Source organism: Kitasatospora sp. NPDC032150 (genome assembly GCF_055579945.1).
In genome coordinates, this window is the sequence record NZ_JBVIMH010000020.1 from 48030 (window position 1) to 64597 (window position 16568).

Sequence of the window (16568 nt, forward strand, 5' to 3'; positions counted from 1 at the left end):
CGGACGGGCGAAACGGACGGGCGGTGGCGGCAGGCGGTGACCGGCAGCGCGTCAGAGGGTGAGCAGGGCACGCAGGTCGCTGAACTTACGGGCTCCGATACCGCTGACCTGCCGGAGCTGCTCCAGGGACCGGAATCCGCCGTGCTCCTGACGGAAGGTGACGATTCGCTGGGCCAGTGTGGGACCGACTCCGGGAAGTGCGTCGAGTTGCTCCACGGTTGCCTGGTTCAGGCTGAGCGGTGTGCGCGGCCCGGCGGCGACCGGGGGCGGTTGGCCGGCCGGCGCACCGACCACGATCTGCTCGCCGTCGGTGAGCAGCCGGGCGAGGTTGACGCCGGAGGTGTCCGTGTCCGGCAGCGGTCCGCCGGCGGCATTCACCGCATCGGCGACCCGGGACCCGCTGGGCAGTGTGCGCAGTCCGGGGTGCTGGACCTTCCCCGCCACCTCCACGACCACCACGGCGCCCGACGGCCTCGCGGGCGACGAGGCCGGCGGATCACCGCCGCTCCCCGGCGCGGCGACTGCAGGGCTCGGGGTGACCGCGGTGGTCGGGATCGCCACGGCCTCCGGTCGCCCGAGCCAGAAGTGCTGTACGGCGTAGCCCACGGCGAGCAGGAGCAGCACGGTCAGCCCGAGGACCGCCCGCCGGTCGAGCGCCAGGCCGGAATGCAGCCTCGGCAGCCGTACCCGTCGTCGCCGCGCCCCTGCTGGACGGTCGACCGCATCGGCCGGGACCGGGAGCCGGGCGACAGGGGTCGGTACTCGGTCGGCGATGTCGAGGCCACGAACAGCGGGCTCCGGGACGGCGGGCTCCGGGACGGCGGGCTCCGGGACGGCGGAGCGGCGGGCAACGGAGTCGAGGGCAGTGGGGTCAGGAGCGCCAACGGCAGCATCCGCCCTCCGACCGGTCTCGTCCGCACCGGACGGCGATCGGACACGCTCACCGAGTGGCGCCTCGGCCAGCCCGGCCGCGCGGCGCTCGTAGTACCGCAGCAGCGACGCGGCGTCGTGTGCGGGCAGGACGGCCCCGGGGACCGGCACCCACCCGACGGCCGAAGCGGCCTCAGGTTGCGGAGTGTCCGGCGGCTGATCCGGCTCGGAGAGCTCGCCCGCCTCCGAGGAGCCGGGAACGTCCGAGGCGTCCGTGACCTCCGACGAATCCGGCGTGTCCACGGTGTCCGGCACGTCCGGGGAATCCGACGCGTCCGAGACGTCCGGAGCCCCCGACGGAGAACCGGGTCGAGATGGCGCAGCCGTCCACCGGGTGCCCCGGGAGGCAGCCGTCCCGTCCGGGACCGGTCGCTGCGACGGTTGGTCGGTCGGGAACAGGTTGGCCATCCGGTCCCGGACGGCTTCGGTTGTCTCGCGGCGGCGGGCGGCGGCACCCGGTGTCAGCGTCCTCATGGCGAGGACGGTACGAGCGGTTCGACGCCTCGCCCGCCCCGGCCTGATTCCTGTGGACAACTCGCGGTTGTGGATATCTCCTATCGCCCGAATGGGTGGTTTTCAGCCGAAATACCGGAACCCAGGACGCCAGAACACCCACGCCCACCCGCATGCCCACGATGCATCACCCAGCACGCGGTGGTCCCCGCTCCCCGGTCCGGTCCCAGTACCGCGCGTCTCGGAACACCGGCTCCCCAGCCGGCCCCTCAGCGCGGCGAGACGACCACCGCGAGCAGCCCCGGCCCGACATGCGCGCCGATCACCGCGCCGACCTCGCCCACGTACAGGTCTCTCAGCCCGGGGATCCGCTCCCGCAGGCGCTCGGCCAGCGGCTCCGCACGTTCCTCGGCCGCCAGGTGGTGCACGGCGATGTCCACGTCGGCCGCCCCCGCCCGGTCGACCGCGAGCTCTTCCAGCCTGGCGATAGCCCGGGAGGCGGTCCGGACCTTCTCCAGCGGCTCGATCCGGCCGCCGGACAGGTGTAGCAGAGGCTTCACCGCGAGCGCCGAGCCGAGCAGCGCCTGTGCGGCGCCGATCCGACCGCCGCGCCGGAGGTGCTCGAGGGTGTCCACGTAGAAGAAACTGCTGGTCGTCGCCGCGCGGGCGGTGGCGGCGGCCACCGCCTCGTCAAGACCGAGTCCCGCCTCCACTGCCCGCGCGGCGGTCAGCACGGTGTGGCCGAGCGCCATGCCGACCAGGCGGCTGTCGACGACCCGGACCGGAATCCCGGCCTCGCTGGCGGCGAGCCTCGCGGCCTCGTACGTACCGGAGAGCTCGCCCGAGATGTGCACCGAGACGACTCCGGAGGCGCCTTCGGCGGCCGCGGCGCGGTAGGCGGCGGCGAAGGTCTCGGGGCTGGGCCGGGAGGTGGTCACCCTGCGCTTGGCGCGCAGCGCCTCGGCAACCTCCTTCGGGGAGATCTCCACGCCCTCGGCGAGCACCTCGTCGCCCACCGCGACGCTCAACGGGACCACCGCGATCCGGTGCCGGTCGATGGCTTCCTGCGGCAGATAGGCCGTCGAGTCGGTGACGAGTGCGAGGCGGTCGGGCATGAGCCGGAGGTTACTCCCCGTCCGGCGCAGAGGACAGTTGCGGCGGACGGCAGTCCCGACTGCGGACGGCCGGCCGGGTCCGCGGCCGGTCCGTGTCCGGCGGCCACGCGCTCGCGCCGGGCGTGCGCGGCAGGGTGCGTGTAGCCGCCCACCGAGCCTTGGACGCCTCGGTCTCCGGCGCGGACGGGCACATCAGCGCATCGACCCCGCAGCCGGACGCCGCTTCGCCGTGCCCGACGCCTCGGGCCGGTCCCGCCGGGTCAGCCTGCCGAAGAGCTCCCGGTCGAGGGCTTGCGCAGCCGCTCGGCAAGCCGGGCCAGCGGTTCGGCGGCGAGTCCGAGCACGTCCTCGGCGCCCGGCTGGCGCCCCGCGCCGAGCCCCTTCCGCTCCGCGCCGGAGGACGCCTGCCCCGAAGACCGCCCCGAGGTCCGCCCCGCTCCCTGCCCCTGGGCGGAGGCCGTGAAGGCCCCGTTCCCGGCCCCGTTCCCGGCCCCGTTCCCGGCGACATCCGCGGCAGCCGCGGCAGCCGCGGCCCCGGCCGTCGGCTCCCAGTGCCTCAGCGACCCCGCCTCGGCCTCGCATGCCTCGGCCAGCCGGGCCAGCTCGTCGTCCGCGAACCGGCGCATCCGGTCCTGCGCGGCCCAGCGCATCGACTCCGCGGAGTGAGTGATCCGCTCGGCCCGCTCGGTCAGTTCCGCCAGCTTGGCGGCGACCCGGCCCTGGTCGGGCTCGCGCTCCAGGATCCTCAACTCGCCGTCCAGCTCGGCCGCGTGCGAGTCGAGCCGGGCCAGCAGCTGGAGCGCCTCGGTGAGCTGGCCGTCCTCCGACAGGCCGGCTTCCAGCACCTGGCGGGTGCTCTCCAGCGAGGTGCGCAGCGAGAGGCGGACCGCCGAAATCCGGCCCACGGGACCCGGCTTGGTGAAGGTCTTCGCCTTCAGCGCGGCGTTCTCGACCGCGCGGCGGGCGTTCGCCTCGTGCTCACTGACCTTTGCCGCGACCCGCTTGGTCGCCTTCACCGCCCCGACCGCCAGCATGGCCAGCGCGGCCACCGCGAAGAGCAGAACCAAGCCGAGCACTACGCCGATCGCGTCCATCACCAGCCACCTTCCACACCCGTCAAGGTCTTCCACGGTAGCCGTCCCCACCGCCGCGGGGATTCGCAAAACCGGACATCCTGCCCGAGATCAGGGGACCCTCAGGGACATCCCCCACGGCATCGACCACCGCCCCCCGAGGGAACGGCGCAACGGACGGCGGAGCCGTCGCCGAAAGCAGCGAGGGTGGCCCTCCCGGAGCCCGAACGGGGCTCCGGGAGGGCCACCCAGCGACTGCGGGTAGGACCACCCGGCGACTACGCGGGACGGGCCGCCCGCCGACTGCGGGAAGGCCAACCCGCAGGACTCCCGTCAGCCCGTGACGATGTTCACCAGCTTCGGCGCCCGCGCGATCACCTTGCGCACGGGAGCGTCGCCGATCGCCGCGACGACGGCCGGCTCGGCCAGCGCCAGCGCCTCCAGCTCGGCGTCGGAGATCGACGGCGCGACCTCCAACCGGGCCTTGACCTTGCCCTTGATCTGGACCACGCAGGTGACCGTCTCGTCCACCACGTAGGCCGGGTCGGCGACCGGGTAGTCGACGTACGCCAGCGAGCCGTTGTGGCCCAGCCTGCGCCACAGCTCCTCGGCGATGTGCGGGGCCAGCGGGGCGATCAGCAGCACCAGCTGCTCGGCCACCGCACGGGGCGTGGAGCCGCGCTTCACCAGGAAGTTGTTCAGCTCGATCGCCTTGGCGACGGCGGTGTTGAAGCGCAGACCCGCCATGTCGCCGCGGATCCCGTCGATCGCCTTGTTCAGCGCGCGCAGGGTGGCCTCGTCCGGCTCCTCCTCGGTGACCACCAGCTCACCGGTGGCCTCGGAGACGATGTTGCGCCACAGCCGCTGCAGGAAGCGGTACGAGCCGACCACCGCGCGGGTGTCCCACGGACGGGAGACGTCCAGCGGGCCCATCGACATCTCGTACAGGCGCAGCGTGTCGGCACCGTACTCGTCGGCGATCTCGTCCGGGGCGACCGCGTTCTTCAGCGACTTGCCCATCTTGCCGGCCTCGCGCCTGACCGGCTGGCCCTGCCAGAAGTACTTGCCGTCGCGTTCCTCGATCTCGGCGGCGGGCACCGGGAAGCCGCGCTCGTCGCGGTAGACGTCAGCGGTGATCATGCCCTGGTTGAACAGCTTGTGGAACGGCTCGACCGAGGAGACGTGGCCCAGGTCGTGCAGCACCTTGTGCCAGAAGCGGGCGTACAGCAGGTGCAGCACCGCGTGCTCGGCGCCGCCGACGTACAGGTCGGCACCGCCGGCCGGCTTGTCGGCGGTCGCGCCCAGCCAGTACTGCTCGTTGGCCGGGTCGACGGCCTTCTCGCCGTTGACCGGGTCGACGTAGCGCAGCTCGTACCAGCAGGAACCGGCCCAGTTGGGCATGGTGTTGGTCTCGCGGCGGTAGGTCTTCAGGCCGTCGCCCAGGTCCAGCTCGACGTTGACCCAGGCCTCGTTGCGGGACAGCGGGGTCTTCGGCGAGGAAGTGGCGTCGTCGGGGTCGTAGGTGTGCGGCGAGTAGTCCTCGACCTCGGGCACCTCGACCGGCAGCATCGACTCGGGCAGCGCGTGCATCACGCCGTCCTCGTCGTAGACGATCGGGAACGGCTCGCCCCAGTACCGCTGGCGGCTGAACAGCCAGTCGCGCAGGCGGTAGTTGACGGTGCCCTCGCCGATGCCCCGCTCGGTCAGCCAGGCGGTCACCGCGGCCTTGGCCTCGACGACGCTCAGGCCGTCCAGTGCCAGGCCGTCGTGCGCCGAGTTGACGATGACGGAGTCGTAGGTGTCGAAGGCGTCGTCCCAGGTGTGCGGGTCCTCGTCCCGACCGTCGGTCGGCTGGACGACACAGGCCATCGGCAGCGAGAAGGCGCGGGCGAAGGCGAAGTCGCGGTGGTCGTGGGCGGGGACGGCCATGATGGCACCGGTGCCGTAGCCCATCAGCACGTAGTCGGCGATGAAGACGGGGACGGGCTTCCCGGTGACCGGGTTGGTCGCGTACGCGCCGGTGAAGACACCGGTCTTGACCTTCGCGTCCATCTGGCGCTCGACGTCCGACTTGGCGGTCGCGGCGGCCCGGTAGGCGGCGACGGCCTCGGCCGGGGTGTGGGCGCCGTCCTTCCAGTCGTTGTGGGTGTCCGACGGCCAGGCGGCCGGGACGATCGAGTCGACCAGCTCGTGCTCGGGGGCCAGCACCATGTACGTGGCACCGAACAGGGTGTCGGGGCGGGTGGTGAAGACGGTGATCGACCGGTCCTCGCCGACCGCGAAGTCGACCCGGGCACCCTCGCTGCGCCCGATCCAGTTGCGCTGCTGCAGCTTGATGGCCTCGGGCCAGTCCAGCAGGTCCAGGTCCTTGATCAGGCGGTCGGAGTACGCGGTGATCCGCATCATCCACTGGCGCAGGTTGGACTTGAAGACCGGGAAGTTGCCGCGCTCGGAGCGGCCGTCCGCGGTGACCTCCTCGTTGGCCAGCACGGTGCCCAGGCCCGGGCACCAGTTGACCGGCACCTCCTTGGCGTACGCCAGGCGGTACTCGCCCAGCACCTCGTCGCGCTCGGCGGCAGTCAGCTCGGACCATGCGCGGCTGCCCGGCACCTCGCGCGAGCCGTCCTCGAACTGGGCGATCAACTCGGCGATCGGGCGGGCCTTGGCGGCGTCCGCGTCGTACCAGGAGTTGAAGATCTGCAGGAAGATCCACTGGGTCCAGCGGTAGTACTCGGGGTCGATCGTGGAGATCGAGCGGCGCGAGTCGTGGCCCAGGCCCAGGCGGCGCAGCTGCTGGCGCATGTTGGCGATGTTCGCCTCGGTGGAGACCCGGGGGTGGGTGCCGGTCTGCACCGCGTACTGCTCGGCGGGCAGGCCGAAGGCGTCGTAGCCCAGGGTGTGCAGCACGTTGTGGCCGGTCATCCGCTGGTAGCGGGCGTACACGTCGGTGGCGATGTAGCCCAGCGGATGGCCGACGTGCAGGCCGGCGCCCGAGGGGTACGGGAACATGTCCATGATGAAGCTGTGCGGCTTCGCGGTGACGTCACCGGCGGTCGGGTCGACCAGCGCGCCCACCGGGTTGGGCGCGTTGAACGTCCCCTCCTTCTCCCAGACGTCCTGCCAGCGGGACTCGATCTCCGCGGCCAGGGCCGCGCTGTACCGGAAGGGCTCGCCGGCGGCCTCGACGGCGGCGGAAGCAGGTGTCGTCTCGCTCATGGTCCTTCAAGCTCCATCGATGTCAGTTAGCGAATCGTCAGCGGGGCAGCGCCCTGGGAAGGAAGCAGCGCGTAAAACAAAAAAGCCCCTCGCAGGAGGGGACGCCACGCCGACTCCGGCACCACCCGAAGGCTCAGCCGGTCCTGGTCAGCGCGGCCGGCTAAGGAGCAGGCGCACGGTTCGCATGGGCTCAGGGTACCGCACGGTCAAGCGGCGGCCACCTGACTATCCGGCCTTGACCGCAGCGTCGAACTCCCGGAGGGCGGCGGCCACCCGGCCGGACTGCATGCCGGCCGCGAGCATTCTCGCCTGGTCCGCGGTCTCGGTGGCGCCTTCGTGCTCGCCGGTCCGCCGGTAGGAGTCGGCCAGCCGGACCAGCAGCAGCGCCTTGGTTCTGGCCCGATCGGGCGCTAGGGCGGCGGTGGCGGACGAGAGCAGGCGGCGGGCCCGCTCGTGGTCACCGAGGAAGAGGTAGCCCTCCCCCACCATGCCCTCCAGATCGGCGAGCTCCTGGCCGAGGTCCTCCCCCGCGGCCTCCTCCAGCGCCTTGAAGGCGAGTCCGGCGACCGCCTCGGCGCTGATCTGCTCGCCCTTGCGGCCGTGCGCCCGGGCGATCCGGCCGAGTTGCAGCGCCCGTTCGGCCGGCGCCAGCGCCTCGTCGGCGGCGCGCAGTGCGGTGGAGAGCATCGCGACCGCGTCGAGGCCGCGCCCGGCGGAGTTGTAGGTGGCCTGCGCGGCCAGGCAGCCGACCACGCTCACGCCCAGCCGGGGGTCGCCGCAGACGTGGGCGGCCCGCAGCGCGGCGACGAAGGCGCGCTGCGCGGCGGCGTCATGGCCCATGTCGTAGCTGGCCCAGCCGACCAGGCGGGCCAGCCGGCCCGCCACCCCGTACAGCTCCCGGCCGAGTTGCTCGCCGTACGAGCCGAGTTCCAGCAGCTTGCCCGCCAGCGCCAGTTCGGCCTTGGCGGGGCCGAGGATCAGCCCGCCACCGTAGGCGCGCTCCAGGCGCTGCTTGCTGTCGTGGGAGGTCCGCAGGTCGGCGAGGTGCGCGGCGGCGATCCGCAGCGCACCCTCGCCGCCGGTGACCTCGGGCGGCGGGGAGGCCCAGTGGCGGGCGGCCTGTTCGAGTTCGGCGCCGCGGAACAGGTCGGTGAGGCGGACCGGCGTGCTGTCGGCACCGGCCTCGCGCAGGGCGGTCTGCGCGGTGTCGGCGGTCCACGGATCGGTGAGCAGCCGGGGCGAGAGCATCTTGGCACCGCGTCCGCTGCCCATCCGGCCCCAGAGCTGCTCGTACGTCACGGCGATGCCGACGGCCCGGCTGAGCACCTCGCAGACCGTCTGGTCGTGCGGTGACCTGGGCACCATGCCGCGGTCGCGCCACTTGTAGGGGGCGGTGGAGCTGATGGCGAGCTGGGTGGGGAGGGCGGAGTTGACCTCACGGGCGAGGCGCTCGGGGCTCCAGCCGAGCTGGTGGAGTATCCGGGCCAGTTCTTCGTTCCGCTTGCGCGCCAGATCCGCCATGGCACGACCGTAACCGCCGGGCCGGGCAGCGTGGTAGAGCCCCCGCCGGGTCGAACACCGGCGCGCGGCGCGGGAGTTCGGAGCGAACAGCACAGAAGGCCGCCTCCCGATCCGGGAAACGGCCTTCTTCCTGTGGAGCTACGGGGAATTGAACCCCGGACCTCTTGCATGCCATGCAAGCGCTCTACCAACTGAGCTACAGCCCCTTGCCCTGCTTGTCGTCCGAGGTTTTCCTGCGGTCCCCCTCAGCGACGTGCACAACTGTACACGGTCCGACGACCAGTCCCCTAATCCGTTCTTCAGCCCACCCGAGAACGCGCACGGTAGTCGGATCCTCACGCTGCGGATCACCATCAAAGCTTCACGGAGGACCGTCTTCCGCTTCCCCGGCCATCCCTCGTACGCTTCCGGGACCCGGAAGCCGCCGGTCGTCGCTGCTCGCCCCCATGGAGCAGCGCCGACCGGCGCGGGACGGACCCGTCCGCGTCAGGCGACAACCCTCCCGATGCACAGCACGCGGGCGGCGGCCAGCAGCCGCGACCACTTGCAGCGCGCTCCGAAGTAGCGGCCGGCCCGGAACAGTTGAGCCTCCCGGGGAAGACCGCGCCGACCAGTCGACCCCATCCATCACATGCACACCGGCTGAACCGCCGCGAACGCCGAAGGGCACCTACCGACCCGGTAGGTGCCCTTCAGTTTCTGTTGTGGAGCTACGGGGAATTGAACCCCGGACCTCTTGCATGCCATGCAAGCGCTCTACCAACTGAGCTACAGCCCCGCAAGCCGCACGGCCCTTGCGGACCGCCGATGCGGAGTGGAGCTACGGGGAATTGAACCCCGGACCTCTTGCATGCCATGCAAGCGCTCTACCAACTGAGCTACAGCCCCTCGGAGGATTCCCGCCTCCCTGCCGGTCGGCGTTCTTTCCTGCGAACGAGGAAGACTCTAGCTGGTCAGGCCCGGAACTGCGAAATCCGTCGTCCGGACGGCCTCAGGTCTCGTCTCCGATGACCGGCTGCGGCAGCGTGCCGGCGTTGTGCTCCAGCAGCCGCCAGCCCCGCGCGCCCTGGCCGAGCACCGACCAGCAGCAGTTGGAGAGACCGCCGAAGCGCTCCCACAGGGCCGCCTCCATGCCGAGCAGCCGGCCGATCATGGTGCGGATGGTCCCGCCGTGGCTGACCACGACCAGCGTGCCGTCCACGGGCAGCTTCTCGACCGCCGCCAGCACCACCGGGACGGACCGGTCCGCCACCTCGGCGGCCAACTCGCCGCCGCCGCGCCGGACGGGCTCGCCCTTGGCCCACGCCTCGTACTGCTCCGGGTACCGCGCCCTGATCTCGGCGTTGGTCAGCCCCTGCCACTCGCCCGCGTAGGTCTCCCGCAAGCCCTCGTGGTGGTCCACCTCGAGGCCGGTGAGCTTGGCGAGCTCGGCGGCGGTGCGCCGGGCCCGGGTGAGGTCCGAGGAGATCAGCTGGTCGGGACGCAGGCCCGCGAGCAGCTTGGCCGCCCGCTTGGCCTGGAACACCCCCTGGTCGGTCAGGTCGATGTCGGTCGTGCCCTGGAAACGGGACTCCAGGTTCCAGGAGGTCTGGCCGTGCCGCCAGAAGACGACGCGCGGGCCCCCTGCGGTGCGGCTCAGCGCTCGTCCTCGGCGATGGCGTTGCCCTTGGCGTCGGTGACCACGTCCTGGGGACGGTTGCGGGTCGCCAGCGCGTCGGCGGGCAGCGGCAGCTCCGGGCAGTCCTTCCAGAGGCGGTCCAGCGAGTAGAAGGAACGCTCCTCCGAGTGCTGGACGTGGACCACGATGTCCAGGTAGTCCAGCAGGATCCAGCGGCCCTCGCGCTCGCCCTCGCGGCGCACCGGCTTGACGTCCAGCTGCTCGCGCAGCTGGTCCTCGATCTCCTCGGCGATCGACCGGACCTGGCGGTCGTTGTTCGCCGAGGCGATCAGGAAGGCGTCGGTGATCGACAGCACCTCGCTGACGTCGAAGGCGATGATGTCGTGGGCCAGCTTGTCGGCCGCCGCCTGGGCGGCGACGGTGATCAGTTCCTGGCTCCGGTCAGTGGCAGTCACGGTGTTCTTCCCGCTCGTTGTACACAGATACGGTTTCCAGGATCTCATGAACGCGCGAAGGCCCCGGAGAATTCTCCGGGGCCTTCGATCCGCAGGCGGCTACGGGTTCTTGCCCGGCTGATAGTCCTTACCCAGCACCACCACCAGGTCGGCGTTCTGCGCGTCGGTGGTCTTCTTCACCACCGACTCGTTCAGACCGAGCGTGGTCGCCAGCGACTTCGCCGCCGCCGCCCTGGCGTCGTCGGTGTAGCGGATCTCGCTGGTCGCCTGGGTGCTGCCCGACTTGCTGCCGCTCGGGACCACGTTCAGACCGGCGTTGTTGACCTGCACCTGCGCCGAGGTCGCCGCCTGGTCGTTGCCCGAGGCGTTGACGATGCTGACCCGGGGCGTCCCGGTGCCGCTCTGGGCCTTGTGCACCGTGCCGCCGAGCACCTGCTTGACCTGCGCGCCCGCCGTCGCCTCGTCCAGCGTGCCGTCCGGCTGCACCTTGAGGGTGCTGGTGCCGAAGGCGCCGTCCTTCGCGAGCTGGGCCAGCTGGGCCAGCACCCCGGCCAGCGCCTGCTCGGGCAGCGACGGGTCGAGCACCGCGTTCATCCGGTGCACGTCGTCCTGTGCCTCGGGCAGGTCGGTCGGCATGGCCCGCACCACCGCGTCCAGCACCTGCCCGAACCGGGCCAGCTGGGCGTCCCGACCCTCGCCGGGTGCCTGGTAGGTGGCGTACGCGACGGCCGCGTCGCCCGACAGCGTGGTGCCCTTGCCGGCCGGGGTGACCTTGCCGTCCGTCCCCTTCACGTCCGCGTTGGTGTCCACCCGCACACCGCCGAGCTGGGAGACCAGCAGCTGCAGGTACGGGGTGTCCAACCGCCAGGTACCGGCGACCGGGGCGCCCAGCACGGTCTTCAGGCCTTCCCTGGTGGCGGAGGCGCCGACGGTGTCCATCGCCTGCCCGATCGAGACCGTCGGGGAGTCACCGGTACTGGGCAGCTTGAGGATGTCCGGCAGCAGCAGGATCGAGCCCTTGTGCGCGCCCGCGTCGTTGACCAGCAGCGCACTGGTCACCTTGCCGCCCAGATCGCGCAGTTGGACCACGTTCACCTGCCGCCCTCCGGCCGCCGCCGCGACGGTCTTGGTGCTGCCCAGCTTGCCGCTCCACCACAGGTAGCCCGCCCCGCCGCCGGCGAGCACGACCAACGCCACCACGGCCGCGATCAGCCGGTTGCGCAGCCTGCGCTTGCGCTCGGCCCTGACCTCGGTCCTCGACTCGGCGAACTTCAGCCAGTCGATGACGTCCTCGGTCTCCTCCGCCTCCTCGTCGAGGAAGGTGAACTCGCCCGTCACGTAGGGGTCGTCCGGCTGGGTCCGCTCGGGTCGCGGCCTCGCCGCCGGCTGGGCCGGAGCCGACCGCCGCACCTGTGGCGGCACCGGCGCCGGCTCCGCGGGTGCCTGCGCCGGGACGACCGGCTGGACGACGGGCTGCACCACCGGCTGGGCCGCCGGCTGTTGCTGGTAGTAGTACTCCTGCTGCTGCGGCTGGTACGGGTGCTGGGGCTGCCCGTACGGATCGTGCACCGGCCGCTGCACCGGCTGCTGGTAGTAGCCCTGCTGCTGGTACTGCTGCGGCTCGTACGGCTGCTGCTGGTAGTCCTGGTACTGCTCCTGCGGGTACCCCTGCTGCTGCTGCCCGTACTGGTACTGGCCCTGCGAGTACTGCGGGTCCTGGCCGTGCTCGGGCCGTCCGTACCCGTCGTAACCCGGCTGCGGGTACCACCCGTCCTCAGGTCCCCTGCGGTCTGCCGTTCCGGTCACGCGGCCCCTCCCGGGATCAAGGCTGCTGGGCCGGCGCGTACAGCGCCCGCTTGTGGATGTAACGGACCACGCCGTCCGGGACGAGGTACCAGACCGGCTCGCCCTTGGCGACCCGCATCCGGCAGTCCGTGGAGGAGATGGCCAGCGCGGGCACCTCCACCAGGGAGACCCCGCCCACCGGAAGCCCGGCGTCCGACAGGGTGTGCCCCGGGCGGGTGCAACCGATGAAGTGGGCGAGCTCGAAGAGCTCCTCCGAGTCGTGCCAGGACAGGATCTGGGCCAGCGCGTCGGCGCCGGTGATGAAGAACAGCTCGGCGTCCGGGTGCAGGGCGTGCAGGTCGCGCAGGGTGTCCACGGTGTAGGTGGGGCCCTCGCGGTCGATGTCGATCCGGCTGACCGAGAACTGCGGGTTCTCCGCGGTGGCGATGACCGTCATCAGGTAGCGGTCCTCGGCGGGGGCCACCTCACGGTGGCTCTTCTGCCACGGCTGCCCGGTCGGTACGAAGATCACCTCATCGAGGTGGAATGCGCTCGCCACCTCGCTGGCGGCGACCAGGTGCCCGTGGTGGATCGGGTCGAAGGTGCCGCCCATCACGCCAAGGCGCCGCTTCGTCGCTCCGCCGGGGGTCTCGGCCTGCTGTCCCATGCCGCCACACCTTACGCGACCCGCGTCACCCCCGGACAAGCCCGGACACCGGGACAACGACGAGGAGCGTCCGGCGGTCCGCCGGACGCTCCTCGTCACCGATCAGTAGTGGCGCGCTGCTCAGCGGTCGCGGTTGAAACGCGTGGTCACGAAGAGCAGCAGCAGCAGGATCAGGAAGGCGGAGCCGCCGGTCACCAACGGGTTGAGGCTCTCGTGGTTGCCACCCTCGGCGATCCGGGAAACGGCGGGCAGAACGTTATTGCTCATGGTCGGCAGACCTTCTCGGCTCGGGTGAGGGACCAGGACGCGGGCCGGCGGCCAGCGTCCCTATCGTACGGGTGGCCCTCCGGCAACCGCGCGGCGGCCCACCGCGTCTGACCCCCTGTAGGCGTCCGCACGGGATCAGTTGCCGCCGTTGCCGCTGCGGAACGCCCGCGCCATGATCCAGACCAGCAGGCCGACACCGACGAAGGACGCCACCAGGATGATCCGCAGGAACAGCCCGGGCCCCGACTCCGTGGAGACCGGCCCGGCCAGCTGCGTGAGGCTCTCGACAGTGGACATGGTGGGCTCCTCAGGACGGGCGACGGTCCCGCGGGACCTCCGGTAGGCCCAGGGTAGCCCCGGGCACTCCGGATGGCGGACGGCACCCCCGGCGTACCGTGGGCGGCGGGGACGAGTACGGACGAACAAGCGTTGTAGCCAACAGCAGCGGGGGCCGGACGTGAGCCGGTGCCGGCATCGACCAGGAGGTACTCACATGACCGACATGACCAAGCCGAGCACGCCGAGTCGCCGCCGCGAACGCTTCCCCGGGATCTCCACCCGGGCCTGGGAGCACCCGGCGGACCGTTCCGCCCTGGTCTCGCTGCGCAAGCTCTCCGGATTCGACGAGGTCCTCAAGAAGCTGGCCGGCCTGGTCTCCGAGCGCAGCGTCCGCCTGATGTTCCTGGCCACCGCCGTCCGCGCCAGTGAACGGCAGTTCCCCGAGCTGTACGACATGGTCCGCGACGCCGCCTACGTGCTCGACCTGGAGCGGGTACCGGACCTGTACGTGACCCAGGACCCGGCGGTCAACGCCATGTGCATCGGCATGGACACCCCGATCATCGTGGTCACCACCGGCCTGGTCGAACTGCTCGACGAGGAGGAGCTGCGGGCCGTGATCGGCCACGAGGTCGGCCACGCGATGTCCGGCCACGCGGTCTACCGGACGATGCTGCTGATCCTCACCAACATCGCCGCCAGGATCGCCTGGCTCCCGCTCGGCAACCTCGCCATCACCGCGGTGATCACCGCGCTCAAGGAGTGGTTCCGCAAGGCCGAGCTCTCCTGCGACCGGGCCGGGCTGCTGGCCGGCCAGGACCTCCAGGCGTCCATGCGCGGCCTGATGAAGCTGGCCGGCGGGCACAACCTGGCCGAGATGAACGTGGACGCCTTCCTGGAGCAGGCCGAGGAGTACGAGAAGGCCGGCGACCTGCGCGACGGCGTGCTCAAGCTGCTCCAGGTGCTGCCGCAGACCCACCCCTTCGCGGTGGTCCGGGTGGCCAAGCTGAAGAAGTGGGGGGAGAGCGAGGAGTACCGCTCGATCCTGGCCGGCGCCTACCCGCGCCGCGAGGACGACCCGGACACCTCGGTCGGCGAGCAGTGGAAGGCCGCCGCCGACTCGTACTCCAGGAGCGTCAAGGAGAGCAAGGACCCGCTGATGGGCCTGCTGCGCGATGTGGCGGGCGGTGTCGGCACCGTCGGCGGCAAGCTCCGCGACACCTTCACCGGCACCCGCCACTCCGACGAGGACTAGCGCCACCTCGCGGGCGCGCGGAACCACAGTCACGCCGTTCCTCGCGCCCGCGCGCCTGGTGCGGTCCTCGATCCGCCGTGGAACTCAGTGCCCGGCGCCCAGCGGACCGAGCACCCCGCACACCTGCCAGGCCGGCACCGTGTGATCGGCCGGATCCACTGCCGGCGGCGTGCCGGCCGACTGCCCGGCCAGCAGCGGCTGCAGGTGGTCGGCCAGCGGCGCCCCGCACGCCATGGGCCCGGCCTGCAGCACCGCGTCCACCAGCCGCGCCCGGCCCGCCCCGATGTCCGTGTGGTCGAACTCGAACCGCAGCTCGCGCCGGACACTGAACAGGCTGACCGGCGCGGAGGTGTCCGTCCCGGCCGGCCGCAGCGCGTAGACCAGGGTGTGGTCGGTGTCGATCTCCAGCGTCGCACTGTCCGCCTCGGCGACCTTCATACCGCCGGCCACCTTGACCGAGTCGACGGCCAACGCCACCTTGCCCGGGTCGAACCGGACCAGCCAGCCCGTGGCGGCGTGGTGCTGGTCGTCGCCCGGCGAGTTCAGACTCTGGTCGTACTGCGCCTGCTCGCCGGGCGTCACCAGGGCGCGGACCACCCCGGTCTCCCCCTGCACCAGGGTGGCGGGGTTGAGTGCGGAGGCGACCAGGAAGTGCTGGACGGTGTCCAGGGCCCGGGTGACCTCGATCCTGGTGAAGTGCGCCGTGGACGAACCGGTGGGAATGCCGAGCCCCGCGGCGCCGTCGGCGTAGCCGGGGGGCAGCGCGGCGAACGGGCTCTTCGGGTCCGCCACCGCCGGGACCGCCGAACTCGGGCTGAGCGCCACCATGCTGACGGTCAATTGGTTGCCGGTCGGCTGGACGCCCATCCGGCGCGGTGAGCTCACCCCGAAGTAGACCGCCGCCGCGAACGCCATCACGACGAGCAGCAGCAGCGCCACCGCCTGCCGGGGCAGCGAACCGATGTGGCCGAACCCCAGCCTCGGCCGTACCCCCCGCGAATAGCCGCCGAGCCGCTCGCTGGCCGACAACTCCTGGATCCGGGCAGAGCGGACGAACGACTCGTCGAACACGACGGATCGGTACTCGTCCTCGTTTCCGGAACCACCGTCGGGCACACCCTCCGGAGGTTCGCGCGGGTCACCCATAACACCAGGGTAAGACCGGGATGCGGCCCGTCTCGAGGCCTACGACGCAACTTCTGAGCGGCAGCCGGCGACCGCTGCGAGCGGCGCCCGTCACCCGGTCTGCAGCGCCATCGGGGCGGTACCCACCGGGGCGCCCGGTGTCGCGCCCGGTGTCGCGCCCGCGCCGGTCGCACCGGCACCGGCCGTACCGCTCTCCGGACGGCTGGTACCCGTCTCCGGACGGCGCGGGGAGTCGGCGGCCCCGCCGGCACCCCGGTAGATCGCGGCGACCGCCACCGCGGCCACCCCGACCACCATCACCACCGCCAGCACCCAGGCCACCGGACGGTGCCAGCGCTGCTGCGCCACGTACCGGCCGCCGCCGGCCCGCCTCGGGTCGTACCCGCCGAAGGACTTGGTCCTGCGGCGCCACCGGGCTGCCCGTCCGGCCCGGCCCGGGGCTGACCACGGGTCAGGGTAGAGGCGGTCGTCGTCCAGGCTCGGGTGCGGGCGCAGCTCCAACGGGAGCCCCTCCCCGCTGACGGTCATCTCGTAGCCGCGGCCGAGCAGTCCGGTGTCCGGCTCGAACCTCGCCTCGGCGGCGGCCAGCTGGCGTTCCCTGGCGCTCGGCTCGTGCACGGCGGCGGACCGGACGAATGCCTCGTCGAGCACCACGGTGGCGAACTCGTCGTCCGCACCACCGTGGTCGGCGCCGTCGGGGTACGGCGAGCCCCCCACATCCTCAGCCACGGACTCAGGGTATTACCGGGCGCGCCGTTTGTCTGTGGCTCCCGCCAGTTGGCCTTGGA

Annotated in this window: 14 protein-coding genes and 3 tRNA genes; 1 reads left to right on the forward strand and 16 read right to left on the reverse strand. The window is 71.9% G+C overall.

What is annotated here, in order from left to right:
- Window positions 1–51: 51 nt before the first annotated feature.
- The 14 genes from ACZ5ON_RS23030 to ACZ5ON_RS23095 form a co-directional block, all read right to left on the reverse strand.
- On the reverse strand, window positions 52–1185 hold the full coding sequence (locus tag ACZ5ON_RS23030; RefSeq protein ID WP_465595731.1) for a helix-hairpin-helix domain-containing protein: 1134 nt from the start codon (window positions 1183–1185) through the stop codon (window positions 52–54).
- A gap of 467 nt (window positions 1186–1652) precedes the next feature.
- Window positions 1653–2498, reverse strand: coding sequence for a DegV family protein (locus ACZ5ON_RS23035; protein WP_465595734.1), 846 nt, complete (start codon window positions 2496–2498; stop codon window positions 1653–1655).
- Between the two features lie 260 nt (window positions 2499–2758).
- Window positions 2759–3592 (reverse strand): hypothetical protein, encoded by an 834-nt coding sequence (locus ACZ5ON_RS23040; RefSeq protein WP_465595737.1) that lies wholly within the window; start codon window positions 3590–3592, stop codon window positions 2759–2761.
- A gap of 312 nt (window positions 3593–3904) precedes the next feature.
- The gene (leuS, locus tag ACZ5ON_RS23045; RefSeq protein WP_465595740.1) at window positions 3905–6787 is read right to left on the reverse strand and encodes a leucine--tRNA ligase; all 2883 of its coding nucleotides are present in this window, start codon (window positions 6785–6787) and stop codon (window positions 3905–3907) included.
- A gap of 225 nt (window positions 6788–7012) precedes the next feature.
- The gene (locus ACZ5ON_RS23050; protein ID WP_465595742.1) at window positions 7013–8308 is read right to left on the reverse strand and encodes a hypothetical protein; all 1296 of its coding nucleotides are present in this window, start codon (window positions 8306–8308) and stop codon (window positions 7013–7015) included.
- Window positions 8309–8441: 133 nt separating this feature from the next.
- Window positions 8442–8514 (reverse strand) — tRNA-Ala (locus ACZ5ON_RS23055).
- Between the two features lie 499 nt (window positions 8515–9013).
- Window positions 9014–9086: transfer RNA gene (locus ACZ5ON_RS23060), tRNA-Ala, on the reverse strand.
- 37 nt (window positions 9087–9123) lie between these two features.
- A tRNA-Ala gene (locus ACZ5ON_RS23065) sits at window positions 9124–9196 on the reverse strand.
- Window positions 9197–9299: 103 nt separating this feature from the next.
- Entirely contained in the window at window positions 9300–9947 is a 648-nt protein-coding gene (locus tag ACZ5ON_RS23070; protein WP_465595932.1) for a histidine phosphatase family protein, read from the reverse strand.
- Window positions 9944–10381: a ribosome silencing factor gene (gene rsfS / locus ACZ5ON_RS23075; RefSeq protein WP_344638469.1), complete on the reverse strand. Its 438-nt coding sequence runs from the start codon at window positions 10379–10381 to the stop codon at window positions 9944–9946. The genes ACZ5ON_RS23070 and rsfS overlap by 4 nt, the downstream gene beginning before the upstream one ends.
- A 99-nt stretch (window positions 10382–10480) precedes the next feature.
- Window positions 10481–12187 carry an LCP family protein gene (locus ACZ5ON_RS23080; RefSeq protein WP_465595745.1) on the reverse strand — a complete coding sequence of 569 codons (1707 nt, stop codon included), beginning with the start codon at window positions 12185–12187 and terminating at the stop codon, window positions 10481–10483.
- A gap of 16 nt (window positions 12188–12203) precedes the next feature.
- On the reverse strand, window positions 12204–12833 hold the full coding sequence (gene nadD, locus ACZ5ON_RS23085) for a nicotinate-nucleotide adenylyltransferase (protein ID WP_465595748.1): 630 nt from the start codon (window positions 12831–12833) through the stop codon (window positions 12204–12206).
- 120 nt (window positions 12834–12953) lie between these two features.
- The gene (locus tag ACZ5ON_RS23090; protein ID WP_465595751.1) at window positions 12954–13100 is read right to left on the reverse strand and encodes a hypothetical protein; all 147 of its coding nucleotides are present in this window, start codon (window positions 13098–13100) and stop codon (window positions 12954–12956) included.
- A gap of 135 nt (window positions 13101–13235) precedes the next feature.
- On the reverse strand, window positions 13236–13397 hold the full coding sequence (locus ACZ5ON_RS23095; RefSeq protein WP_465595754.1) for a hypothetical protein: 162 nt from the start codon (window positions 13395–13397) through the stop codon (window positions 13236–13238).
- 196 nt (window positions 13398–13593) lie between these two features.
- Between ACZ5ON_RS23095 and ACZ5ON_RS23100 the strand changes: the two genes are divergently transcribed.
- Window positions 13594–14634, forward strand: coding sequence for a M48 family metallopeptidase (locus ACZ5ON_RS23100; protein WP_465595757.1), 1041 nt, complete (start codon window positions 13594–13596; stop codon window positions 14632–14634).
- An 84-nt stretch (window positions 14635–14718) separates the two neighbouring features.
- On the opposite strand, the gene ACZ5ON_RS23105 is transcribed toward ACZ5ON_RS23100, so the two are convergent.
- Together ACZ5ON_RS23105 and ACZ5ON_RS23110 are read right to left on the reverse strand one after the other, a co-directional pair.
- On the reverse strand, window positions 14719–15780 hold the full coding sequence (locus tag ACZ5ON_RS23105) for an SCO2583 family membrane protein (protein WP_465595760.1): 1062 nt from the start codon (window positions 15778–15780) through the stop codon (window positions 14719–14721).
- A 90-nt stretch (window positions 15781–15870) separates the two neighbouring features.
- Window positions 15871–16509 (reverse strand): SCO2584 family spore wall biosynthesis protein, encoded by a 639-nt coding sequence (locus ACZ5ON_RS23110; RefSeq protein ID WP_465595763.1) that lies wholly within the window; start codon window positions 16507–16509, stop codon window positions 15871–15873.
- Between the last annotated feature and the right edge of the window lie 59 nt (window positions 16510–16568).

Bases quoted from the DNA above. Each gene is read 5' to 3' on its own strand.
- nadD (WP_465595748.1), bottom strand. From the start codon at position 12,833: ATGGGACAGCAGGCCGAGACCCCCGGCGGAGCGACGAAGCGGCGCCTT.
- ACZ5ON_RS23095 (WP_465595754.1), bottom strand. From the start codon at position 13,397: ATGTCCACTGTCGAGAGCCTCACGCAGCTGGCCGGGCCGGTCTCCACG.
- leuS (WP_465595740.1), bottom strand. From the start codon at position 6,787: ATGAGCGAGACGACACCTGCTTCCGCCGCCGTCGAGGCCGCCGGCGAG.
- ACZ5ON_RS23040 (WP_465595737.1), bottom strand. From the start codon at position 3,592: ATGGACGCGATCGGCGTAGTGCTCGGCTTGGTTCTGCTCTTCGCGGTG.
- ACZ5ON_RS23050 (WP_465595742.1), bottom strand. From the start codon at position 8,308: ATGGCGGATCTGGCGCGCAAGCGGAACGAAGAACTGGCCCGGATACTC.
- ACZ5ON_RS23100 (WP_465595757.1), top strand. From the start codon at position 13,594: ATGACCGACATGACCAAGCCGAGCACGCCGAGTCGCCGCCGCGAACGC.
- ACZ5ON_RS23035 (WP_465595734.1), bottom strand. From the start codon at position 2,498: ATGCCCGACCGCCTCGCACTCGTCACCGACTCGACGGCCTATCTGCCG.
- ACZ5ON_RS23105 (WP_465595760.1), bottom strand. From the start codon at position 15,780: ATGGGTGACCCGCGCGAACCTCCGGAGGGTGTGCCCGACGGTGGTTCC.
- ACZ5ON_RS23090 (WP_465595751.1), bottom strand. From the start codon at position 13,100: ATGAGCAATAACGTTCTGCCCGCCGTTTCCCGGATCGCCGAGGGTGGC.